Raw genomic sequence first — 21,044 nt, 5'->3', positions numbered from 1 at the left:
TCCGGGCCCGCCGGCGCCGGAACGCCGGCCACGGTCGGTGACCGGACGCGCCGGCTAGATCGCCCGGGTGAGCGCCCTGGACACACCCAGTGCGGCCGTCTTGACCGCCGGCGCCAGCCGGGTGGGATGGAAACGGGCCAGCGGCACCGACACCGACAGCGCCGCCACCGCGGCGCCCGCGCGGAAGACCGGCGCCGCGATGCAGGCGCCGCCGAGCTGCGCCTCCTCCCGCTCGTAGGCCAGGCCCGCCGCCTGGATCTGCCCGAGGGCCTCCTCCAGCCGCTTGGGGTCCACGATCGAGTGCGGGGTGAGCCTGCGCAGCGGCCGCCCGAGGACCTCCTCGATGAACGCGGGGCCCGAGTAGGCCAGCAGCGCCTTGCCGACCCCGGTGCAGGTGAGCGGCAGCCGCCCGCCCACCCGCGAGGGCAGCGAGAACGACTCGTGGCCGCGGATCTTCTCGACGTAGACCACGTCGAAGCCGTCGCGCACGCCCAGGTGGATCGTCTCGCGGGTGGCCTCGTAGAGGTCGTGCATGAACGGCAGGGCGGCGTGGCGCAGGTCGCGTTCGAGAGGGACGATGCTACCGAGCTCGAACAACCGGCGGCCGAGGTAGTACCCGTCCTCCCTGCGTGCGACGGCGCCGATCTCGGTCAGCTCGGTGAGCAGCCGGAAGGCGGTGGTCTTGGGGAGGTGGCAGTGCTGGGCGACGTCCATCAGCCGGAGCGGGCCGCCGCTCGGCCGGAACGCGTCCAGGACGAGCCATGACTTCTCCAGCATCGACAGCCGGTCGGAGTTCCGTGTCACGGAACGCATTCTTGTCCGAAACCGCCGGGAAGTTCTATACCCCTTGGTGGAGGGATGATGTCATTTGAGCAGGTAGCCCACTTCATTGGCGGATCCTGGGTGGCGGAGGGCGAGCCGTTCCCGTCCTACGATCCCATGACCGGACAGGTGGTTCGTCAGGTCCATGAGGCGGACCAGGCGGTGGTCGACCGGGCCGTGCGCGCCGCCCGCGCGGCCGCGCCGGACTGGGCCGCGCTGCCGATGGCCGAGCGGGCCGCGTGGATGCGCCGCCTGGCCGACGGGATCGAGGCGCGGTTCGACGACCTGGTGGCCGCCGAGATCGCCGACACGGGCAAGCCGCTGGAACAGACCCGCACGCTCGACATCCCGCGCGGCGCGGCCAACTTCCGCGCCTTCGCCGAGATCGCCGCGCAGCGCCCGGCCGAGGCCTTCCACCTGCCCGACGTCCTCAGCTACACCGTGCGTCGGCCGCTGGGCGTGGTCGCGGTCGTGGTGCCGTGGAACCTGCCGTTCCTGCTGATGACCTGGAAGCTGGGCCCGGCGCTGGTCGCGGGCAACACCGTCGTGGTCAAGCCGTCGGAGAACACCCCCGGCTCGGCCGCCCTCTTCGCCGAGATCTGCGCCTCCGTGGGACTGCCGCCCGGTGTGGTCAACGTGATCCACGGGTACGGCGAGTCGGGCCGGCTCCTCGTCTCGCACGAAGGGGTCGACGGGGTGACCTTCACCGGCTCCACCCGCACCGGAACCGCGATCATGAAGTCGGTCGCCGACCGGGTGAAGCCGATCTCCTTCGAGCTCGGCGGCAAGAACGCCGGCCTGGTCTTCGCCGACGCCGACCTCGGCAAGGCGGTCGAGGGCAGCGTGCGGTCGGTGTTCACCAACGGCGGCCAGGTGTGCCTGTGCACCGAGCGCCTCTACGTCGAGCGGCCCGTCTTCGAGGAGTTCTGCGCCCTGCTGGCCGAGCGGGCCGCCACCGTCACCCCGCAGCCGATGATCTCGGCGCAGCACCGGGAGAAGGTGCTGTCGTACTACGCGCTGGCCCGCGACGAGGGGGCCAAGTTCCTGACCGGTGGCGGCGCCCCCGAAGGCCCCGGGTACTTCGTCGAGCCCACGGTGGTCACCGGACTGCCCGAGTCCTCCCGCTTCAACAGGGAAGAGATCTTCGGGCCGGTCTGCCACGTGGCGCCGTTCGACACCGAGGACGAGGCCGTCGCGCTGGCCAACGACTCCGACTACGGCCTGGCCGCCACCGTGTGGACGACCGGCCTCGACCGGGCGCACCGGGTCGCGCGCCGGCTGGAGGCGGGGCTCGTCTGGGTCAACACCTGGTACCTGCGCGACCTGCGCACCCCGTTCGGCGGCGTCAAGCTGTCGGGCATCGGCCGGGAGGGCGGCACCCAGTCGCTGGACTTCTACTCCGAACCGACCACGATCACGATCAAGCTGGAAGGTGGCGCATGAACGACGAGTGGGCCGAGGCCGTGGACGTTCGCACCCAGGCGGCCGACCGGCTGCTCGAAGCCCAGCGCTCGGGCAAACCGTGCGCTCCGGTCAAGGACCTGGTGAGCACGGCGGAGGAGGCCTACGCCGTCCAGGAGATCAACACGCGCCGGGCGCTCGACGAGGGGCGCAGGCTGGTCGGGCGCAAGATCGGGCTGACCAACCTCGCCGTGCAGAAGCAGCTGGGGGTGGACCAGCCCGACTTCGGCGTGCTGTTCGCCGACATGGCCTACCTCGACGGGCTGCCGGTGCCGTACGAGAGGTTCCTGCAGCCGCGGGCGGAGGCGGAGGTCGCCCTGGTCCTGGCACACGACCTGGTGGGCGGGCCCTTCACGGTGGCCGAGGTGATCAGGGCGGTGGACTTCGCGCTGCCCGCCATCGAGATCGTCGACTCGCGCGTCGCCGACTGGGACATCACCCTGGCCGACACCATCGCCGACAACGCCTCCAGCGGCGCCTTCGTGCTCGGCAACACGCCGGTGGGGCTGCGCGGGCTCGACCTGCGCCTGGCGGGGATGACGATGACCAGGCGCGGTCAGGAGGTGTCGACCGGGGCGGGCGCGGCGTGCATGGGCCACCCGCTGAACGCGGCGGTCTGGCTCGCCGACACGCTCGGCGGCACCGACTACCCGCTGCGCGCGGGAGACGTCGTGCTGACCGGCGCGCTCGGCCCCGTCGTGCCGGTCGAGGAGGGCGACGTGTTCGAGGCGGTCATCGACGGTCTCGGCTCGGTGCGGGCGGTGTTCGCATGAGGCTGGCGATCATCGGCTCGGGGAACATCGGGACCGACCTGATGTTCAAGGCCCTGCTCTCGAAGAAGGTCGAGGTCGTGGCCATGGCGGGCATCGACCCCGCCTCGGACGGCCTGGCCAGGGCGCGGCGCAGGGGCCTGGAGACGACCTCAGCCGGGGTCGAGGGGCTGGTGTCGCTGCCGTCCTTCGAGTCGGTCGACCTGGTGCTCGACGCCACCTCGGCGGGCGCCCACGCGCACAACGCCGCCGTCGTCCAGTCGTACGGCAAGCGCGTCATCGACCTCACGCCCGCCGCGCTTGGCCCCTACGTGGTGCCCTCGGTCAACCTCGACGCCCACCTGTCGGCGCCCAACCTGAACATGGTGACGTGCGGCGGCCAGGCCACGATCCCGATCGTGGCCGCGGTGTCGAGGGTGGCCGGGGTCGCCTACGCGGAGATCGTGGCCTCGATCGCCTCGAAGTCGGCGGGGCCGGGCACCCGGGCCAACATCGACGAGTTCACGGTGACGACGGCCAGGGCGCTGGAGCAGGTGGGCGGCGCGCGGCGGGGCAAGGCCATCATCGTGCTGAACCCGGCGGAGCCGCCGCTGATCATGCGGGACACCGTCTACTGCCTCGTGGACTCCTGCGAGGAGGACGAGGTGGCCGCATCGGTGGCCGCCATGGTGGCCTCGGTGCAGGAGTACGTGCCCGGGTACCGGCTGAAGCAGGAGGTGCAGTTCACGCCCGTGTCGGCCGACGAGCCGGTGTGGACGCTGGCCAACGGGGCGCGGGGCGGGGTGAAGGTGAGCGTCTTCCTGGAGGTGGAGGGGGCGGCCCACTACCTGCCCGCCTACGCGGGGAACCTCGACATCATGACTGCGGCCGCCCTGCGCACGGCCGAACGGCTCGCGGAGACCGCCGCGGCCGTACCGGTCGCCGCGCCGGCCGGTCACGCGGGGTCGAGCGACGAGGAGGGCTGGGCATGAGCCCGCGCATCTACCTGCAGGACGTGACGTTGCGGGACGGCATGCACGCCATCCGCCACCGCTACACGCTCGACCAGGCCACCGCCGTCGCCGCCGCGCTCGACGCGGCCGGCGTGGCGGCGATCGAGGTCGCGCACGGCGACGGTCTGGCGGGCGGCAGCTTCAACTACGGCCCCGGCGCGCACACCGACGAGGAGTGGATCGAGGCCGTCGCGGGTGCCGTCACGAACGCCAGGCTCACCACGCTGCTGCTACCGGGCATCGGCACCATCGAGGACCTCAGGAAGGCTCACGCGCTGGGCGTCACCTCGGTCAGGATCGCCACGCACTGCACCGAGGCCGACATCTCCGCCCAGCACATCGCCACCGCCCGCGAGCTCGGCATGGACGTCGCGGGGTTCCTGATGATGTCGCACATGGCCCCGCCCGAGGTCCTCGCCGCGCAGGCCAAGCTCATGGAGTCGTACGGCGCGCACTGCGTCTACGTCACCGACTCCGGCGGCGGCCTCACCATGGACGGCGCGAGGGAGCGGATCAGGGCCTACCGTGACGCGCTCAGGCCCGAGACGGAGATCGGCATCCACGCCCACCACAACCTCAGCCTGGGCGTGGCCAACTCGGTGGTCGCGGTGGAGAACGGCTGCACCCGCGTGGACGCCTCGCTGGCCGGGATGGGGGCGGGCGCGGGGAACGCGCCGCTCGAGGTGTTCGTCGCCGTGGCCGACCTCATGGGCTGGCAGCACGGCTGCGACCTCTACGCGCTCATGGACGCCGCCGACGACCTGGTGCGGCCCTTGCAGGACCGCCCCGTGCGGGTCGACAGGGAGACGCTGACGCTCGGCTACGCGGGCGTCTACTCCAGCTTCCTGCGGCACGCGGAGGCGGCCTCGCAGCGATACGGCGTCGACACCCGCGAGATCCTGGCCGAGGCCGGCCGCCGCGGGATGGTCGGCGGCCAGGAGGACATGATCGTCGACATCGCATTGGACCTGACGAAATGAAGCTGGCGCAGGCGCTGCACGAGGCCGCGCGCACCAGGATGCCCATTCCCCAGCCCGGGGACGGGCTCGACGTCGCCACCGCCTACGAGATCCAGGCCGAGGTCGTCGCCCTGCGCGGCGAGCCGCTGTCGGGCGTCAAGCTGGGTTTCACCAGCGAGGCCAAGCGCCGCCAGATGGGGGTCGACGACCTCATCCTGGGCCGGTTGACGCCGTCGATGGCCGAGATCGACCACGGCGCCTACATCCATCCGAGGGTCGAGCCCGAGGTGGTCTACCTGGTCGGGCGCAGGATCGAGAGCGTCGAGGACGCCCGGCGGCCGGGCGCCGTGGCCGCGGTCGCGGCGGGCATCGAGGTGATCGACTCCCGCTACGAGAACTTCAGGTTCTCGCTGGAGAGCGTCATCGCCGACAACACCTCGGCGGCGGGCTACGCGATCGGGCCGTGGCGGCCCTACGACGTCGACGACTGGAACCTCGGTGTGATCTTCGAGATCGACGGGCGGCCGGTGCACGTCGGGTCGACGGCGGCGATCCTCGGCGACCCGCGCAGGGCGATCGTCGAGGCGGCCCGGCTGGCCGCCCGGGTGGGGCTGGTGATCGAGGAGGGCGCCATCCTCCTGGCGGGCGCCGCCACGCCCGCCGAGCCGCTGCGGGCCGGCGCGCACGTGCGGGTGGAGATCCAGCGACTCGGGCAGGTGACGCTGTGATGCTGGTCGAGGGAAAGGCCACGCCGAGGGGGAGGTTCCCGCACGTCAGGCGGGCGGGCGACTTCCTCTACGTGTCGGGGACCAGCTCCAGGCGGCCCAACAACACCTTCGCCGGTGTGGAGGTCGACGAGCTGGGCACCACGGACCTCGACATCCGCGCGCAGACCAGAGCGGTGATCGAGAACATCGGCGACATCCTGCGCGCGGCTGGAGCCGACCTCGCCGACCTGGTACAGATCACCACGTACTTGGTCAACATGAACGACTTCAAGGGCTACAACGAGGTCTACGCCGAGTTCTTCGACGAGACCGGGCCCACGCGCACCACGGTGGCCGTCCATCAGCTGCCGCACCCGCACCTGCTCATCGAGATGCAGGCCGTCGCCTACTCACCCAAGGAGCGCGCATGATCCCGCCCATCGACTTCACCAAGTGGATCGACGAGCACGCCCACCTGCTCAAGCCGCCTGTGGGCAACAAGGTGGTCTTCGAGCAGGCGGACGACTTCATCGTCATGGTCGTCGGCGGCCCCAACCAGCGCACCGACTTCCACGTCGACCCGTACGAGGAGCTGTTCTTCCAGATCAAGGGGAACATGCACCTCAACGTCATGACTCCGGAAGGACCCGACACCGTCCACATCCGCGAAGGCCAGATGTGGCTGCTGCCGGGCAACCTGCCGCACTCCCCGCAGCGCGAGGCCGACTCTGTCGGCCTGGTGATCGAGCGCATCAGGCCGGAGGGCACGCTGGAGAAGTTCAGGTGGTACTGCCAGCAGTGCGCCGCCATGGTCCACGAGGTCGAGCTCCAGGTCCGCGACATCGTCAAGGACCTGCCGCCGGTCTTCGAGGCGTTCTACTCCGACGAGAAGGCGCGCACCTGCGACAACTGCGGCGCCCTGCACCCCGGCAAGGGCTGACCGCGTGATCGTCGACGTCCACACGCACTACGTCGCCAAGGGCTGGCCCGACCTGGGCTGGCCCGGCGCGCCCCGGTTGCGGATCGACTCCGAGCGCGAGGCGATGATCGTCGTCAACGACCGCGACTTCCGCAGGATCCAGGACGACTGCTGGGATCCCGAGGTGCGTCTGGCGACGATGGGCGTGGACCGGCAGGTCGTCTCCCCGACGCCGGTGTTCTTCGCCTACGACCGCCCGGCAAAGCAGGCCGCGAACGTCGCGCGGATCTTCAACGACCTGGCGCTGGAGATCTGCGACGGCGATCGGCTGATCCCGTTCTGCCAGGTGCCGTTGCAGGATCCCGACCTGGCCTGCGAGGAGCTCGACCGGTGTCTGGCGGCCGGTCACCGGGGCGTCGAGATCGGCAACCACGTCGGCGACAGGGACCTCGACGACCAGGGGGTCGTGCAGTTCCTTCAGCACTGCGCGGCCAGGAACGTGCCCGTCTTCGTCCACCCGTGGGACATGCCCACGGGGCCGAGGCTCGACAGGTGGATGGCGCAGTGGCTGGTCGGCATGCCGGCCGAGACCCACCTGTCGATCCTGGCGATGATCCTCGGCGGCGTCTTCGACCGCGTGCCGGAGACGCTGCGGATCTGCTTCGCCCACGGAGGCGGCTCGTTCGCCTTCTGGCTGGGCCGCTTCGAGAACGCGTGGCACCGCAGGAGCGATGTCATCGGCACCTCGGAGCATCCCCCTTCGCACTACCTCGACCGCTTCAGCGTCGACTCCGTCGTCTTCGACGAGCGGGCGCTGCGGCTGCTGGTCGACACGCTGGGGGAGGACCGTGTGATGCTCGGCTCCGACTACCCGTATCCGCTCGGCGAGTCCCCCGTGGGGCGGCTGGTCAGCGGCGCGGGCTTCCTCTCCGACCAGGCGCGCGCCAGGATCCTGGGAGGCAATGCCGAGGCTTTTCTTGGAGAAACACCGTGAATCGTGAAGAATGTCGGGCTCTTGACGCGGCCGACCCGCTGCGGGAGTTCAGGGACGAGTTCGTGCTGCCCGAGGGCGTGATCTACCTCGTGGGCAACTCTCTCGGCGCGCTGCCCCGCCGTGCGTCCGAGCGGGTCCGCAGGGCGGTCGAGGAGGAGTGGGGCCGCGAGCTGGTCGGCGGATGGAACAGCGCCGGCTGGTACGCCCAGCCGCTCACCACCGGTGACCGGCTGGCCCCGCTGATCGGCGCGGGCCCTGGAACGGTGGTGGTGGGCAACACCACGTCGATCGCGGTGCACCAGGCGGTGGCCGCCGCGATGCGGCTGCGGCCTTCACGGCCCGTGGTGGTGGCCGACGTGACCAACTTCCCGACCGACAACTACATCCTCGAGGGGCTCGGCTGCCAGGTGCGCGACTTCTCCGAGGGAGTCGGCGACGACGTGGCCGCCGTGCTGCTGTCGGAGGTGAACTACCGCACGGGCGAGCGGTACGACGTGGCCGAGGTGACCGCGCGCGTCCAGGCGGCGGGCGCGCTGATGATCTGGGACGTCTGCCACAGCGTGGGCGCGCTGCGCGTCGACGTCTCGCAGGCCGACTTCGCGCTCGGCTGCACCTACAAGTACCTCAACGGGGGTCCCGGCGCTCCCGCCTTCCTCTACGTCAACCCGCGCCACCACGAGGCCGCCGAGAACGTGCTGTCCGGCTGGTATAGCCACGCCGAGCCGTTCGCCTTCGAGCCGCGCTTCCGCCCCGCCGACGGCATCAGGCGCTTCACCGTCAGCACGCCGCACGTGCTGTCGTTCGCCGCGCTCGAGGCCGCGCTCGACGTGTGGGAGCGCGTCGACATGGACCTGGTCAGGGCCAAGAGCGTGCAGCTGACCTCGCTGTTCATGGACCTGGTCGGCGACGCGCTGGAGCCCGCCTCCCCGCGCGACCCGCGGCACAGGGGAAGCCAGGTCAGCTTCTACCACCCCGACGGCTACCCGGTGATGCGGGCGCTGATCGACAGGGGCGTGCACGGCGACTTCCGGGCGCCCGACATCCTCCGCTTCGGCTTCGCGCCGCTCTACATCCGGCACGTGGACGTCTACGACGCGGCCCAGACGCTGCTGGAGGTGCTGGACAAGGAGCTGTGGCGGGACGAGAAGTACGCCCAGCGGCTCGCCGTCACCTGAGCGATCCATCGGCTTGGCAGGCCCGCCGCGCCGTACGGGAATTCGGACAAGTAACATCAAGGGCGCCCACAAGGCGCCTCAATGTACGTCCGCGGTTCTGTGCGGCCTGCACACCCGCGGGTCTCCCGGAGCGCGCCCAGCTTCCGGGAGACCCCCGCCATGCTGCTGACCTTCGCGGTCACCGCCCTTGTCATGATCATGATCCCCGGCCCGGACGCCGCGCTGATCATGCGCAGCTCCCTCACCCACGGCCGCGTCGCGGGACTGCTCACCATGGCGGGGGGCCTGCTCGGCCTCACCGTCCACGCCACCGCGGCCTCCCTCGGCCTGTCGGCGCTGCTGGCCGCCTCACCGGCCGCCTTCACCGCGCTCAGGTGGCTCGGCATCGCCTACCTGCTCTGGCTGGGCGTGCAGTCGTTCCGCGCCAAGCCGCAGGAGGCGCGGGCCGCAGGGCAGCGGCACGTCCGCAACGGCTTCTTCTCCAACCTGCTCAACCCGAAGGTCCTGCTGTTCCAGGTGACGTTCCTGCCGCAGTTCATGACCGGACCCGACGACGCGCTGCTGCTGTCGGCGGTCTTCGCCGGGCTCTACTTCCTGTGGTTCCTCGTCTACGTGCTCGTGATCGACCGGCTGGGCGCGGTGCTGCGCACCCCCCGGGTACGGCGGCGCGTCGAGCGGATCACCGGAGTGCTACTGGTCGGCTTCGCCCTGCGCCTGGCCGTCCAGTAGCTTGACCGCCCGCTTGGGAGCGATCGCCCGGTAGCTCTCCTCCACCCAGTCGAGCAGCACCTCGGTCTCGGGCAGGTCGCTCTCGAACGGGACCGTCACCCAGCCCGCCTTGCCCAGCCCGTAGCCGCTGGGCTCGGCGCCCTCGACGGTCAGCGCGTGGCCGTGCGACTCCGAACGCAGCTTCACGCCGAACGCCGGGTTCCACTTCTCCGTGGGCTCGTCGATGCCGAGGAAGACGAACACCTTCTTGTTGACCTTGATGACGCTCTCGCCCCAGGGGAATGCCTCGTGGGTCTCCGGCAGGCTCAGCGCGAAGTCACGGACCGCCTCTCGGACGGCATGCCAGTCGCTCATCCCTGAGTTCTACCCTTGAACTCCGACAGTTTGGCCTCGATCACCGGCCGGATGCGCTCGCGCGCCTCCATGCGCGGGACACCCTCCATCAGCATCCGGTCGTAGCCGGTGTCCAGGTGGCGGATCGAGGCCACGACGGCGAGCGTGATCGCGTTCTCGTCCATGGCCTTGGCGGCGGCCGTACGGCCGACCCGGCCGCTGCCGCGCTGGGCGGCGTGGGCGGCGATGGACTCGGCCCGCTCGGCCGGGCAGGACGGGAAGAGCCGCACGATCGCGGCGGCCATCCTGGCCTGGTGGTCGAGGTCCTGCTCGGCCCTGCGCTCGCGGTCGCGCGCCCGGCGCGCCTCGCGGGCCTCCTCGTCGCCCAGGCACTGCTCCTCCGCCCTGGCCAGCGCCGCCTCCTCCACCAGCACGCCCTGGCGCTGGTAGACCTTGCGCCGCCGGTTGTACTGCACGACCACCGCCGACAGCACGCTCTCCTTCTTGGCCCTGCGGCTCAGCGCGGCGTTGCCCGACGGGAGGAAGACGAGGTGGTCGAGGTCGGCGCAGGTCAGGCAGTGCGGCCGGTCGTCCTCCATGATCAGGTAGGGGCCGGTGTCGCCGCACGAGGCGCAGGTCCACGGCTGCTGCGGCGAGACCACGACGAGGTCGGGCGCCTTGCTCTGCCGTTCGGTGAGCTGTTTGACGCGGGCGTCGCTGAGATCGGGGGACAGCCAGTGCACGCGGAAGCAGTCCTGCTCGCCCGCGGTGGTGAAGCGCAGCTCGCGCCGGTCCCTGCCGCCCGACAGGTACGGCGTCTCCATCGGGCGCAGGCCCTTCGACCGCGCCCACTCGCGCAGCGCCACGACGGCGTCGAGCAGGCGGGCGTCGTCGACGGCGGCCAGTTCGGCGAGCGTGGCGGCCCTGCCCTGGCGCCAGGTGTCGACATGGCGGCTGTGCAGCCAGCGCAGGCCGGTGACGACGTCGAGGAAGGTGACGTACTTGCGGGTGGTGAGCGCGATCTCGGCCGCGTCCGCGACCCTGCGCGCCAGGTTCGGTCGGCTCACAGCACACCAGTGTGCCGCCCCTCAGGCGCGTCGGCTCCCCTCCCGCGGGTGGTGGCCGGGCTCCCCTCGGGGTACGGCCCGCTGTGCGGGGGTTTGCGGGGAGATGGCAGGTGGTCAGGCGTCGCTTGGCACGATCCCGGCTAGGTCATCATCGTGCGCGCGCTCGCCCTTCTCTGCCTGGTGGTGTTCGCCGGCGCCTGCGCCGCCACCACCCCCACGGTGACCGGCGCGTTCGGCGAGCGGCCCGTCATCGAGCTGCCCTCGCGCCGCCCCGCGGACACCCCGGTCGTCAGCGTGCTGTCGGAGGGGTCCGGCCCGTTCACGAAGCGGGGCGACGTGGTGCTGACCGAGGTCGAGATCCGCCGGTGGGACGGCGCCAAGCCGTACGTGACGACCTACGACACCAAGCGGCCCCTCACGGTCGTCCTGGACGGCAGGCACGTCTCGCCGGCGTGGGAGCGGGCGCTGCTCGGCCGTCCGGCCGGCAGCAGGGTCATGCTGGTCGGCCCCGCCCACCTCGGGTACGGCCCGCCCGAGGCACTGGGCAGCGCCGCGCCGGGCGAGACGCTGGTGCTGGTCTTCGACATCCTCGCCGGATACCCGCCGGACGCGAGGCTGGTCGGGAAGCGGCTGCCGGACCTGCCCGACCCCCTGCGCGAGGGGGTCCTGATCGACGGTTCGGGCCCGCCGGTGACGCGCGGATCCAGGGTGGTCGTGCAGTACGTCGGCGCCCGCTGGCCCAGCGGGAAGGTCTTCGACTCCTCGTCGGCCGGCGGCGGCCCGCGCGTCGTCGTGCTGGAGGACGGCGCGGTGCCGCCCGGCTGGGTGGAGGGCCTGGACGGCAGGCGGGTGGGCAGCAGGGTCGCCATCACCACGCCCGCCGTGCCGGAGAAGGGCGTGACGACGGGCGGGATGACGGTCCCCGCGGGGAGCCGGCTTGTCTACGTGGTCGACGTCATCGGCCTGGTGTGACGCGCGACAGAGGCCTCCACCGCGCTGTGGAGGCCCTGGCCGGGGCTGGTCAGCCGCAGTGTTCCAAGGGGCTGTCGTAGGTGGCGGTGCCTGCCTTGCCGCCCCACCTGACGCACTTGCCGGCGGCAGCGGCGCGGACCGGTCCCGCGTAGTACGAGAAGTTGCCCGAGTCGGTGATCCGGGCGCTGCCTTGCACTTCCAGGTAGGCGGTCGTGGCCGTGGCGGTGCCGAGGGAGGTGCTCTTCATCGTGGCGACGCAGTTGTAGCCGTTGCCGCTGTTGTAGAGCAGGTAGACCGTGCCGGAGGAGCCGAGGGCGGCCGAGTCGATCACGCTGTAGCCGGCGCCGCACACTTCCTGCGGGGTGTAGGGGTTGGTGGTGTTGCCGCAGTTCCTCGAGGTCAGCGTCTGGATCGGGTAGCCGAAGGTGACGCCGTTGAAGACGGCCTTCTGGATGTTGGACGGGTAGCTGGTGCCGAGCCGTACCTCGTAGTGGAGGTGGGGTGAGATGTAGTTGCCCGGCTTGCTGGTGTTGCCGACGGTGCCGATCTTCTGGCCCTGCGAGACGGTCTGGCCGGCGCTGACGGAGCGGACGTTCAGGTGCGCGTAGTAGGTGGCCCATCCGCCACCGTGGTCGATCTTGACCAGGTTGCCGTACCCGTTGGTGGAGCCCTGGTGGGCGGAGATGACCACGGTTCCGGCGGCGGCGGCGACCACGGGGTCGCCGAGGTCGGCGTCCGGGGTGCTGCCTCTGTTGAAGTCGATCTCCCATGACTGGTGGGCGTCGCTGGCGCTGCTGTTGCCGTTCCACGACTGCCCGCACGGGAAGGGCAGCTGGAAGTTGGTGGCCATGACGCTCACGTCGGCCGTCACCTCGTTGGGTGGGTCGCCGCCGTCGCCCGGGTCGGCGGCGGCGACGCTCAGGAACAGGGCTAAGCCCGCGATGGCGACTGCTCGGAGTTTCACTGGGACCCCTTCCGCACCGATATGTCTTGCCAGGGCCCAGGGTGGGGATAATCCGCACAAAAAACGTACAGAGGGCTGCCATGGTGTCCTTCCATGTGCTCGGTCCGCTGGAGGCGCGGGCCGGAGGGCGGCCACTGCGCATCTCCGGCAGGAAACCGCGCATGCTGCTGGCCACACTGCTTCTCGACGCCAACCATCTCGTCGGTGCGGACCTGCTGGTCGACGTGCTGTGGGACCGCCCGCCCCGCTCGGCCCAGGCGAACCTGCGCACCTACACCAGCTCCCTGCGCTCCTCCCTCGGCGCGCGCATCCGGGCTGAAGGGTCCGGTTACCTGATCGAGGTCGCCCCCCAGGACCTCGATCTGCTGCAGTTCGAGCACCTCGTGGCCCGCCGCGACCCCGGCTCGCTGGCCGCCGCGCTCGCGTTGTGGCGCGGCGCCCCGCTGGTGGACCTGCCCGACCACCCGCTGTGGACGCGCAGGCTCGCCGCCCTCCCCGAGGTACGGCTGGCCGCCGCCCGCGAGCTCATCGCCGCCCTCCTCGCGCAGGGCGAGTACGGCGAGGCGGTCGCCCTGCTGCGTCCCCTGTGCGCGGAGCACCCGTTCCGCGAGGACCTGTGGGGGCAGCTCATGCTGGCCCTGCACGGGAGCGGGCGCCAGGCGGAGGCGCTGTCCAGCTACGCCGCGATCAGGCGGCAGCTGGTCGCCGAACTCGGCGTGGAGCCGGGACCGGGGCTGCGCGAGGTGCAGGCCAGGGTGCTGGCGGGGGAGCTGCCGAGAGGCTCCTCGGTCTCCGTGCCGCGCCAGCTCCCACCGGACGTGCCCGACTTCGTGGGCCGGGCGCGCGAGTCGGCGGCCCTCGCCGGCGCCTTCTCCCTCGCGGTGATCTCGGGGCCTCCAGGGTCGGGCAAGAGCGCGCTGGCCGTCCGCGCCGCGCACGCGCTCGCCGAGAGGTTCCCCGCCGGGCAGCTGTTCCTCAGCCTCGCCGCCGCGGACCCGGCCGACCTGCTGGCCCAGGCGCTCAGGGCGATGGGGGCCACCTCGATCCCCGACTCGGTGGCCGAACGCTCGGCCCTCTACCGCACGATCCTGGCCGACCGCCCGATGCTCGTGGTTCTGGACGACGCGCCGGACGTCACGCAGGTGCGGCCGCTCCTGCCGGGCCCGGGGTCGGCGGTGATCGTGACCGCCAGGACGAAGCTCACCTCGCTGCCGGGGGCGCTCCAGATCCACCTGGAGTCGCTCGCGCGCGCCGAGGCCGAGGAACTGCTGAGCTGCATCGTGGGCGAGGAGAGAACGGCGCGGGAGCCGGAGGCGGCCACGGCGATCGTGCGGGCCTGCGGGTACGTGCCGCTGGCCGTACGGATCGCCGGGGCCCGGCTTGCCGCGCGCCCCGGCTGGTCGCTCGCGGTGTTCCAGAGCCGGCTCATGGACGAGAACCGCAGGATAGGAGAGCTGCGCATCGGCGACCTCGACGTGCGCACGGGGCTGGACCACAGCTACCGCGGCCTGCCGGGGGAGGCCGCCAGGACCCTGCACACCCTCGGCAGGCTCGGCGGCGCCGCGATCCCCGCCTGGGTGGTCGACGCCGTGCTCGACCGGCACCGGGCGGACGACGTCACGGACGCCCTGGTGGACGCCGACCTGCTCACCCTGGTCGGTACCGACCGGCTCGGCCAGCCCCGCTACCAGCTTCCCGACCTGGTCAGGTGCCACGCGCTGGAGCAGCGGGGCGATCCGGCCGCGCTCGCCAGGGTGGTGGCGGGGTGGACCGCGACCGCCGAGGTGGCCACGGCCAAGCTGCCCACGACCGTCTTCACGCTCAGCTCGGCCACCGCGGCGCGCTGGTGGCTGCCGCGAGGCACCCTCGACATGCTCACCGCCGACCCGCTGGCCTGGTTCGAGGTGGAGCAGGGGGCGCTGGAGGACGCCGTGGGCCTGGCCGTGGCGGCGGGCCTGGCCGAGCAGGCGTGGGGGCTGGCCGCCGCGCTGGTCCCCTACCTCGACCTGCGCTGCCACTTCGACGCCTGGCAGCGCACCCACCGCACCGCGCTGGCCGCCGCCCGCGTCGCCGGCGACAGGTACGGCGAAGCCGCCATGCTCCGCGGCCTCGCCCAGGTCTGCCTCTACCAGGACCGCTACGCCGAGTCGGAGGAGATGTTCGCCCGCGCCCGCCGGATCTTCCGCGAGCTCGGCGACGTCAGGGCGGAGGCCACCTCCGTCTCCGGGCTCGGCGCCGTCGCGCAGTTCCGCGGCAGGCACGTCACCGCGCTGTCCCACTTCCGCAGCGCCCTGGCGATGTTCGGCGCGATCGGCGACCTCAACGGCGAGGCCTACACCCGCCAGGCCATCGGCAGGGTCTGGCTGAAGTCCGGCGACGCGGCCCAGGCTGAGCAGTGGCTGGGGCAGGCGCTGCGCCTGGCCCAGGAGCTCGGGGACGTCCACCGCGAGGGCTGCGTGTCGGTCCAGCTCGGCGGACACCACGTCGAGCGGGCGCTCGAGATCTTCGAAAGCCTCGGCGACCTGCACTGCGGCGCCTACGCCCTGCAGCGGCTGGCGGGGCTCCAGGCCGCCCGCGGCGATCTGGTCCCCGCCTCGACGGGGCTCGAACGCTCGCTGGCGGTCTTCCGCCGGCTCGGCGACCGCAGCGGCCAGGCGTCCTCGGCCGAGCTCCTCGGCGAGCTGTACCGCTCGGCCGGCCGGGCCGAGCTGGCCCGCGACTACCTGAGCGAGGCCGTGGCGCTCAGGGGATCACTCGCCGCAGAAGCCGTCTGATCCGGCCCTCCGTGACCGCGACGGCCGTGCCGTCGAGGGCGGCGAGCGCCTCGGCCGCGCTCGGCCGCTTGCCGGCGTCGGGGTGCAGCATCTCCTGGACCAGTCCGCCGGCGCCGTCGGGCAGGAGCTGGTGGGCGATCACGCCGGCCGCGTAGACGTCGGACGCGGGGGTCATCAGGTCGGGCCGGTCGTGACACTCCGGGGCGACGTACTGGGCGTCGAGCACGTTGCTCAGCTCGTTGGCCACGGTGTACGCCCTGGGCGCGCCCTTGGCGTAGTCGAACCCGGTGAGCATCGCCTGGCCATCCTCGGTGACCAGCACGGAGGCGGGCGTCAGCGCCCGGTGGACCACCCCGTGGGCGTGCACGTGCGCCAGGCCGGAGAGCATGCCCCGCAGCGCCCCCTTGACCAGGTCGGTCCTGCGCTCCTGGAGCTGGAGGTGGAGCGCCCTGCCGTGCACGTCGTCCAGGACGAGCACGAACCTGCTCTCGTCGTCGATGGCGAAGAAGTCGCGCGACCTGACGACGGCGGGGTGGGCGGGGATCCGCGTCAGCGACTGGTAGGCGTTGGCGATGCGCTGCCGTTCGGCGGCCCGCTGCTCCTGGTCGGCCAGCGGGTCGGCCTGGTAGACGCGCAGCAGGACGGTCTCGCTGCCCGGCACGGTGGCGTTGAAGGCGCGGTACTCGGTCACCCTGCTGTCGCCGCCGAGCCGTTCGGCGACCTCCCAGTTGCCGAACCTGGGCGGGGCGGTGCTGCGCCGTACGGTGGCGTTGAGCGCGTCGAGGATCTGCGGCAGGTACGGCTTGGCGTCGCGGGTGCCGCCGCGCCGTACCCTGCCGGGGTCGGCGAGCGCGGCGACGAGGTCGGGCAGGGACGTGACGTTGCCGGCCTCGCGCCCTCCGCGGTCGACCAGCTCGGCGTCGGGTGAGGAGAGCACGACCAGGCTGTCGACGTAGACGCGTTCGAGCTCGCGGTGCTTGTCGACGAGCAGGCCCTTCAGCGCCCTCGCCGTGCCGCGCAGCTTGGCCACGGGCGAGCCGAACGCCTCCCTGCGGGGCGGGAACCAGCGCTGTCCCGCGACCTCGATGCGGCCCCTGGTGCCCTTGACGTCGATGACCACGAGGGAGTGGCCGGTCAGCACGATGAGGTCGACCTCGAACAGGTCGCCCCTGCGCGGGATCTCGACGTTGTGCAGCAGCAGCCAGTCGTGGGGCGCGTGGTCGCGCAGATGGGCGATCACCCGCCGTTCGGCGTCGTTGACCGGACGTCCGCCCCCGACGATCTCTGCCATAGGGCACATCCTTGCAGATTTTCGATTGACAACACGTTGTCGTAATGACAGGATGTTGTCATGAAGCGCATCGTTCACCTCGCCGTTTACGACACCCTCGCCGACTGGGAGACCGGATACGCCACCGCGCACCTGCGCGGCGAGCAGTACGACATCGTCACCGTGGCCGAGAGCGCCGAGCCGATCGTCACGATGGGCGGCTCGCGTATCCTGCCCGACATCACGATCGACCAGCTCTCTCCGGCGGACAGCGCGATGCTGATCCTCCCCGGCGCGGAGCTCTGGGACGAGGGCGGCAACGTCGCGTTCGCGCGGAAGGCGCGCGAGTTCCTCGACGCGGGCGTGCCCGTCGCGGCGATCTGCGGCGCGGTCGCCGGCCTGGCCGCGGAGGGGCTGCTCGACGACCGCGACCACACCAGCGCGTTCCCCGGCTATGTGCAGCGCGACGGCTACAACGGCGCCGAGCACTACGTCGACGCCGACGCGGTGACCGACCGCGGCCTCGTCACGGCGGGGCCGACCGAGCCGGTGGCCTTCGGCAGGGAGGTCCTGGCCGCGCTCGACGTCTACAAGCCGGAGAAGCTCGACGCGTGGTTCAGGCTGTTCAAGCACAGCGACGCGACGGCGGTCGAGGTGCTGATGGCGCCATGAGCGAGTCCGGAGCGCTGTTGTCCGCGAGCGCGCTGACGGCGTTCCGGCTCAACGGGCAGTTCATGGAGGTGGCGGAGAGGCTGGCCAGGCCGGCCGGCCTCACCGCCGCCTGGTGGCAGGTGCTGGGCGCGGTGCTGAAGGAACCGCTGCCGGTGGCGGGCATCGCCAGGGTGATGGGGATGACCCGCCAGGGCGTGCAGCGCATCGCCGACCTGCTGGTGGAGAAGGGGCTGGCGGAGTACCTGCCCAACCCCGCCCACCGCAGGGCCAAGCTCCTGCGGCCGACTCCCGAGGGACTGGCGGCCGTCAGGAAGATCGATCCGGGGCACCAGGAACTGGCCGAGCGGATGTTGGCCGAGCTGGGCGAGGCCGAGTGGAGCGCCGCGGTCGAGGCGCTGCGGCGGCTGTCGGCCGCGCTCGAGGCGATCGAGACCTCCTAGGCGGCGGCCAGCGCCTCGGCGCCGGGGCGCGGGCCGTTCCTTCGCACGATGCCACGGCTGGGCAGGGCGAGCAGTGCGACCAGGGCGATGAGCGCGCCCGACACGCCCAGCCACGGGATCACGGTGGCGTTCGCCGCGGCGTGCGCGGCCCGCAGGCCGTGCAGAGGCGCCTCCGACGTGATGACCGACCCGTAGGCGGTGCCAGCGATCGCCAGCGCCACCGATCCGCCGATCTGCCGGAAGAAGGAGAGGTTGGCCGAGGCGGTGCCGATGTGCTGGGGCGCCACCGTGGACTGCACGGCGACGGTGAGGCCCGAGAGCATCGGGCCCATGCCGAGGCCGAGGAGCACCATCCACGCCGCCAGCGCGAGGCTCGAGGTCCCCAGACCGAGGTTCACGCACAGCAGCGACCCGGCGACCAGCAGGAACGGCGCGGCGACGAGGTACGGCTTGTACCTGCCGGTCCTGGACATCAGCGTGCCCATGACGGCGCTGCCGGCCACCATCGCGAGCATCAGCGGGTAGATCCGCAGGCCCGAGTCCGTGGCGCTGGCACCGAGCGCCTGCTGGAAGTAGCGCGGCAGGAAGACCACGCCCGCGTACATGCAGAAGGCCGTGAAGAACGACGTGACCATGACCAGCGTGTAGGTGCGGTCGGCGAACAGGTGCAGCGGCATGATCGGACTCGCGACCCGCCGCTCCACCAGCACGAACGCCACCAGCGCCAGCAGCGCGCCGCCGATCGGCCCCGCGACGGCGGGATCGGTCCAGGTGTTGCCGTCGACGCCCTTCTCCGTCAGGCCGACCAGCAGGGCGCTGATCGCGACGGTGAAGACCGCGATACCGAGATAGTCGGGCCGCCCCCCGCCCGTGCCCTTCAGGTACGGCAGGCGCCACGCGATGATCGCGACCAGCGCGATGCCGATCGGCAGGTTCACGTAGAACGCCCACCGCCAGCTCGCGTGGTCGGTGAACAACCCGCCGAGGAACGGCCCCGCCAGGTAGCTCAACGCCATCACGCCGCCCACCGCGCCCTGCACGCGGGCACTTCGCTCGGGCGGGAACAGATCGATGATCAACGCGAGCGACAACGGCAGCAACGCGCCGGCGCCCAGGCCCTGCAGCGCCCGGAACGCGATCAACTGCGGCATGTCCTGCGCCAGGCCGCACAGCGCGGAGCCGGCCAGGAAGACCACCACGCCGATCAGCAGCAGGGGCTTGCGGCCGTGCTGGTCGGACAGCCTGCCGTACAGGGGGACGGTCACGGTGGAGGTCAGGAGGTAGGCGGTCACGACCCAGGTGTAGAGGTCGGTGCCGCCGAGCTCGGCGGTGATCTCGGGAAGCGCGGTGCCCACGATCGTCTGGTCGAGCATCGCCAGGAACATGCCGCCAAGAACGGCCAGGATCAGCAACATGCGTCGAGATTGACATGTAAGGACTTACATGTCAAAGCTGAGGTATCATCGTGGTCATGTCCCTACGGATCGCGCTGCTCGGCCTGCTGACGGCATCGGGCCCGTCCAGCGGCTACGACCTGGCCAAATTGTTCGAGGCCTCGCTCAACTACGTCTGGCAGGCCAGCCACAGCCAGATCTATCCCGAGCTGGTGAAGATGGCGGCCGACGAGCTCGTCACCGTCGACGCGGAGGGGGCCAGGGGCCGCAAGACCTACACGATCACCCCCAAGGGCACCGAGCACCTGCGCGCGTGGGTCGTGGAGCAGACGCCGAGCCTGACCGTCAGGAGCGAAGGCGCGCTGCAGGCCTTCCTGCTGCCGGTGATAGATCCGGAGGAGGCGGTGGCCGCGCTCGAACGGCTGCGGGAGCGGTACGTCGAGAAGCTGCGCCTGCTGGAGGCGTTGCACGCCAGACCCGGGGCGGAGCGGGGTTACGGACGTTACGCGCTCGACCACGGGCTGCGGCACATCCGGACGACGATCGCGTGGGCCGACGACACCATCGCGGATCTCCGCACGTCAACGGGGTAAGACTGCCGGCATGACACGTACCTGGCTCACTGACCGTTTCGGTCTCTCCGTTCCTCTGGTCGGCGCCCCCATGGCGGGCGTGGGCGCGGGCCGCCTCGCCGCGGCGATCTCGGCCGCGGGCGCGCTCGGCATGATCGGCGTGCCGGCCACCGCGTCGGCCCAGTGGATCGCCGACGAGGCCGCCGTCGCGGCGGAGAGCGGCCGGCCGTACGGCATCGGCCTCATGGCATGGACGCTGCCCGGCAACCCCGGCCAGATCGACGCCGTCCTGGCCGCCAGGCCCGCGCTGGTGTCGGTCAGCTTCGGGCCCTACGCCGGCTACGTCGAGCCGTTCAGGCAGGCCGGCATCACCGTGGTCACGCAGGCGGGCACGACCCGGGAGGCGAGGGAGGCCGAGGCGGCCGGAGTCGACGCCGTCGTGGCCCGCGGCGGGGAGGGCGGCGGCCACGGCCGCAACGACGTCGCCACGCTGCCCCTCCTGCAGGGCGTCCTCGACGCGGTCGGCATCCCCGTGCTGGCCGCCGGTGGCATCGCCGGCGCGCGCGGGCTGGCGGCCGTGCTCGCCGCGGGGGCCGAGGGGGCCTGGGTCGGCACCGCGTTCCTGGCCTGCAGCGAGACCATGGTCTCGGCGCCCGCGCTGCGCAGGATCCTCGCCGCGGCGGAGACCGACACCGTCTACGGGCGGGTCTTCGACGTGGCCCAGCGGCTCGGCTGGCCCCCCGAGTACGGCGGGCGCGGGCTGCGCAACGCCTTCTTCGACCAGTGGGAGGGCAAGGAGGAGGCGCTGGCGGCCGACGAGGAGGCCCACGCCGCTGTGGCGGCCGCCCGTGCCGCCGGCGACTACGACGTCGCCGTCGTCTACGCGAGCGAGGCGGTGGGCCTCGTGCGGGAGCGGCGCCCCGCCGCCGACGTCGTCGCCGACTTCGCGACCGCCGCGGCGCTGCTGCGGAGGTTCTAGGGGGCGCGGAAGGCGCCGCGCCGACCGGGCGGAATCGGAGGTTCTAGGGGGGCGCGGAAGGCGCTGCGGCAGCCGGGCG

At 71.9% G+C, this 21,044-nt stretch carries 22 protein-coding genes; 16 read left to right on the top strand and 6 right to left on the bottom strand.

The window, feature by feature from the left end; all coding sequences use genetic code 11:
* Positions 1–54 precede the first annotated feature (54 nt).
* The gene (locus ACWDLG_RS20100) at positions 55–813 is read right to left on the bottom strand and encodes an IclR family transcriptional regulator (protein ID WP_449921939.1); all 759 of its coding nucleotides are present in this window, start codon (positions 811–813) and stop codon (positions 55–57) included.
* A 45-nt stretch (positions 814–858) separates the two neighbouring features.
* Here ACWDLG_RS20100 and ACWDLG_RS20095 point away from each other — a divergent pair, with 45 nt between their 5' ends.
* The 10 genes from ACWDLG_RS20095 to ACWDLG_RS20050 all read left to right on the top strand — a co-directional run bounded on the left by ACWDLG_RS20095 (position 859) and on the right by ACWDLG_RS20050 (position 9,528).
* A complete protein-coding gene (locus ACWDLG_RS20095) occupies positions 859–2,265 on the top strand; it encodes an aldehyde dehydrogenase family protein (RefSeq protein WP_449921937.1) in 1,407 nt (468 codons plus the stop codon).
* Positions 2,262–3,056: a 2-keto-4-pentenoate hydratase gene (locus tag ACWDLG_RS20090; RefSeq protein WP_449921936.1), complete on the top strand. Its 795-nt coding sequence runs from the start codon at positions 2,262–2,264 to the stop codon at positions 3,054–3,056. The genes ACWDLG_RS20095 and ACWDLG_RS20090 overlap by 4 nt, the downstream gene beginning before the upstream one ends.
* Complete coding sequence (locus tag ACWDLG_RS20085; RefSeq protein ID WP_449921934.1) at positions 3,053–4,024, top strand: acetaldehyde dehydrogenase (acetylating); 972 nt, start codon at positions 3,053–3,055, stop codon at positions 4,022–4,024. Before ACWDLG_RS20090 ends, ACWDLG_RS20085 begins: the two co-directional genes overlap by 4 nt.
* Entirely contained in the window at positions 4,021–5,025 is a 1,005-nt protein-coding gene (dmpG, locus tag ACWDLG_RS20080) for a 4-hydroxy-2-oxovalerate aldolase (RefSeq protein WP_449921932.1), read from the top strand. The genes ACWDLG_RS20085 and dmpG overlap by 4 nt, the downstream gene beginning before the upstream one ends.
* Entirely contained in the window at positions 5,022–5,732 is a 711-nt protein-coding gene (locus tag ACWDLG_RS20075) for a 2-keto-4-pentenoate hydratase (protein WP_449921930.1), read from the top strand. Before dmpG ends, ACWDLG_RS20075 begins: the two co-directional genes overlap by 4 nt.
* Positions 5,732–6,142 (top strand): RidA family protein, encoded by a 411-nt coding sequence (locus ACWDLG_RS20070; RefSeq protein WP_449921928.1) that lies wholly within the window; start codon positions 5,732–5,734, stop codon positions 6,140–6,142. The genes ACWDLG_RS20075 and ACWDLG_RS20070 overlap by 1 nt, the downstream gene beginning before the upstream one ends.
* Positions 6,139–6,651 carry a 3-hydroxyanthranilate 3,4-dioxygenase gene (locus ACWDLG_RS20065; RefSeq protein WP_354909480.1) on the top strand — a complete coding sequence of 171 codons (513 nt, stop codon included), beginning with the start codon at positions 6,139–6,141 and terminating at the stop codon, positions 6,649–6,651. The genes ACWDLG_RS20070 and ACWDLG_RS20065 overlap by 4 nt, the downstream gene beginning before the upstream one ends.
* 4 nt (positions 6,652–6,655) lie before the next feature.
* Positions 6,656–7,624, top strand: a complete 969-nt coding sequence (locus tag ACWDLG_RS20060) for an amidohydrolase family protein (RefSeq protein WP_449921926.1) — start codon at positions 6,656–6,658, stop codon at positions 7,622–7,624.
* Entirely contained in the window at positions 7,621–8,799 is a 1,179-nt protein-coding gene (locus ACWDLG_RS20055) for a kynureninase (RefSeq protein ID WP_449921924.1), read from the top strand. The genes ACWDLG_RS20060 and ACWDLG_RS20055 overlap by 4 nt, the downstream gene beginning before the upstream one ends.
* Positions 8,800–8,958: 159 nt before the next feature.
* Positions 8,959–9,528 carry a LysE family translocator gene (locus ACWDLG_RS20050; RefSeq protein ID WP_354909486.1) on the top strand — a complete coding sequence of 190 codons (570 nt, stop codon included), beginning with the start codon at positions 8,959–8,961 and terminating at the stop codon, positions 9,526–9,528.
* Here the strand turns inward: ACWDLG_RS20050 and ACWDLG_RS20045 are convergent.
* Positions 9,490–9,882: an MmcQ/YjbR family DNA-binding protein gene (locus ACWDLG_RS20045; RefSeq protein ID WP_449921922.1), complete on the bottom strand. Its 393-nt coding sequence runs from the start codon at positions 9,880–9,882 to the stop codon at positions 9,490–9,492. The two genes, ACWDLG_RS20050 and ACWDLG_RS20045, sit on opposite strands and share 39 nt — an antisense overlap.
* Positions 9,879–10,928, bottom strand: a complete 1,050-nt coding sequence (locus ACWDLG_RS20040) for a DUF2293 domain-containing protein (RefSeq protein ID WP_449921920.1) — start codon at positions 10,926–10,928, stop codon at positions 9,879–9,881. The genes ACWDLG_RS20045 and ACWDLG_RS20040 overlap by 4 nt, the downstream gene beginning before the upstream one ends.
* A gap of 153 nt (positions 10,929–11,081) precedes the next feature.
* On the opposite strand from ACWDLG_RS20040, the gene ACWDLG_RS20035 reads away from it, so the two are divergent.
* Positions 11,082–11,900 carry an FKBP-type peptidyl-prolyl cis-trans isomerase gene (locus ACWDLG_RS20035; protein WP_449921918.1) on the top strand — a complete coding sequence of 273 codons (819 nt, stop codon included), beginning with the start codon at positions 11,082–11,084 and terminating at the stop codon, positions 11,898–11,900.
* Positions 11,901–11,949: 49 nt separating this feature from the next.
* Here the strand turns inward: ACWDLG_RS20035 and ACWDLG_RS20030 are convergent, their stop codons facing one another.
* Positions 11,950–12,864, bottom strand: a complete 915-nt coding sequence (locus ACWDLG_RS20030; protein WP_449921916.1) for a M23 family metallopeptidase — start codon at positions 12,862–12,864, stop codon at positions 11,950–11,952.
* Between the two features lie 80 nt (positions 12,865–12,944).
* On the opposite strand from ACWDLG_RS20030, the gene ACWDLG_RS20025 reads away from it, so the two are divergent.
* Positions 12,945–15,638 (top strand): BTAD domain-containing putative transcriptional regulator, encoded by a 2,694-nt coding sequence (locus tag ACWDLG_RS20025; RefSeq protein WP_449921915.1) that lies wholly within the window; start codon positions 12,945–12,947, stop codon positions 15,636–15,638.
* Here ACWDLG_RS20025 and mads6 read toward each other — a convergent pair.
* Positions 15,607–16,929, bottom strand: coding sequence for a methylation-associated defense system protein kinase MAD6 (mads6, locus tag ACWDLG_RS20020; protein ID WP_449921913.1), 1,323 nt, complete (start codon positions 16,927–16,929; stop codon positions 15,607–15,609). The two genes, ACWDLG_RS20025 and mads6, sit on opposite strands and share 32 nt — an antisense overlap.
* Positions 16,930–16,989: 60 nt before the next feature.
* Here mads6 and ACWDLG_RS20015 point away from each other — a divergent pair, with 60 nt between their 5' ends.
* Complete coding sequence (locus ACWDLG_RS20015; protein ID WP_449921911.1) at positions 16,990–17,580, top strand: DJ-1/PfpI family protein; 591 nt, start codon at positions 16,990–16,992, stop codon at positions 17,578–17,580.
* Positions 17,577–18,020 carry a MarR family winged helix-turn-helix transcriptional regulator gene (locus ACWDLG_RS20010; protein ID WP_449921910.1) on the top strand — a complete coding sequence of 148 codons (444 nt, stop codon included), beginning with the start codon at positions 17,577–17,579 and terminating at the stop codon, positions 18,018–18,020. The genes ACWDLG_RS20015 and ACWDLG_RS20010 overlap by 4 nt, the downstream gene beginning before the upstream one ends.
* Here ACWDLG_RS20010 and ACWDLG_RS20005 read toward each other — a convergent pair.
* Entirely contained in the window at positions 18,017–19,435 is a 1,419-nt protein-coding gene (locus ACWDLG_RS20005; protein ID WP_449921908.1) for an MDR family MFS transporter, read from the bottom strand. The genes ACWDLG_RS20010 and ACWDLG_RS20005 overlap by 4 nt on opposite strands.
* Positions 19,436–19,491: 56 nt before the next feature.
* On the opposite strand from ACWDLG_RS20005, the gene ACWDLG_RS20000 reads away from it, so the two are divergent.
* Entirely contained in the window at positions 19,492–20,007 is a 516-nt protein-coding gene (locus tag ACWDLG_RS20000; RefSeq protein ID WP_449921907.1) for a PadR family transcriptional regulator, read from the top strand.
* Between the two features lie 10 nt (positions 20,008–20,017).
* Positions 20,018–20,965 (top strand): NAD(P)H-dependent flavin oxidoreductase, encoded by a 948-nt coding sequence (locus ACWDLG_RS19995; protein ID WP_449921905.1) that lies wholly within the window; start codon positions 20,018–20,020, stop codon positions 20,963–20,965.
* The last annotated feature ends 79 nt before the right edge of the window (positions 20,966–21,044 follow it).

The organism is Nonomuraea sp. NPDC003727 (genome assembly GCF_053586935.1).
Note: the sequence above shows the minus strand (reverse complement) of the source record. Positions and strands in the feature narration are given on the sequence as shown.

Bases quoted from the DNA above. Each gene is read 5' to 3' on its own strand.
- ACWDLG_RS20100 (WP_449921939.1), bottom strand. From the start codon at position 813: ATGCGTTCCGTGACACGGAACTCCGACCGGCTGTCGATGCTGGAGAAG.
- ACWDLG_RS20095 (WP_449921937.1), top strand. From the start codon at position 859: ATGATGTCATTTGAGCAGGTAGCCCACTTCATTGGCGGATCCTGGGTG.
- ACWDLG_RS20090 (WP_449921936.1), top strand. From the start codon at position 2,262: ATGAACGACGAGTGGGCCGAGGCCGTGGACGTTCGCACCCAGGCGGCC.
- ACWDLG_RS20085 (WP_449921934.1), top strand. From the start codon at position 3,053: ATGAGGCTGGCGATCATCGGCTCGGGGAACATCGGGACCGACCTGATG.
- dmpG (WP_449921932.1), top strand. From the start codon at position 4,021: ATGAGCCCGCGCATCTACCTGCAGGACGTGACGTTGCGGGACGGCATG.
- ACWDLG_RS20075 (WP_449921930.1), top strand. From the start codon at position 5,022: ATGAAGCTGGCGCAGGCGCTGCACGAGGCCGCGCGCACCAGGATGCCC.
- ACWDLG_RS20070 (WP_449921928.1), top strand. From the start codon at position 5,732: ATGCTGGTCGAGGGAAAGGCCACGCCGAGGGGGAGGTTCCCGCACGTC.
- ACWDLG_RS20065 (WP_354909480.1), top strand. From the start codon at position 6,139: ATGATCCCGCCCATCGACTTCACCAAGTGGATCGACGAGCACGCCCAC.
- ACWDLG_RS20050 (WP_354909486.1), top strand. From the start codon at position 8,959: ATGCTGCTGACCTTCGCGGTCACCGCCCTTGTCATGATCATGATCCCC.
- ACWDLG_RS20045 (WP_449921922.1), bottom strand. From the start codon at position 9,882: ATGAGCGACTGGCATGCCGTCCGAGAGGCGGTCCGTGACTTCGCGCTG.
- ACWDLG_RS20025 (WP_449921915.1), top strand. From the start codon at position 12,945: ATGGTGTCCTTCCATGTGCTCGGTCCGCTGGAGGCGCGGGCCGGAGGG.
- mads6 (WP_449921913.1), bottom strand. From the start codon at position 16,929: ATGGCAGAGATCGTCGGGGGCGGACGTCCGGTCAACGACGCCGAACGG.
- ACWDLG_RS20015 (WP_449921911.1), top strand. From the start codon at position 16,990: ATGAAGCGCATCGTTCACCTCGCCGTTTACGACACCCTCGCCGACTGG.
- ACWDLG_RS20010 (WP_449921910.1), top strand. From the start codon at position 17,577: ATGAGCGAGTCCGGAGCGCTGTTGTCCGCGAGCGCGCTGACGGCGTTC.
- ACWDLG_RS20005 (WP_449921908.1), bottom strand. From the start codon at position 19,435: ATGTTGCTGATCCTGGCCGTTCTTGGCGGCATGTTCCTGGCGATGCTC.
- ACWDLG_RS20000 (WP_449921907.1), top strand. From the start codon at position 19,492: ATGTCCCTACGGATCGCGCTGCTCGGCCTGCTGACGGCATCGGGCCCG.
- ACWDLG_RS19995 (WP_449921905.1), top strand. From the start codon at position 20,018: ATGACACGTACCTGGCTCACTGACCGTTTCGGTCTCTCCGTTCCTCTG.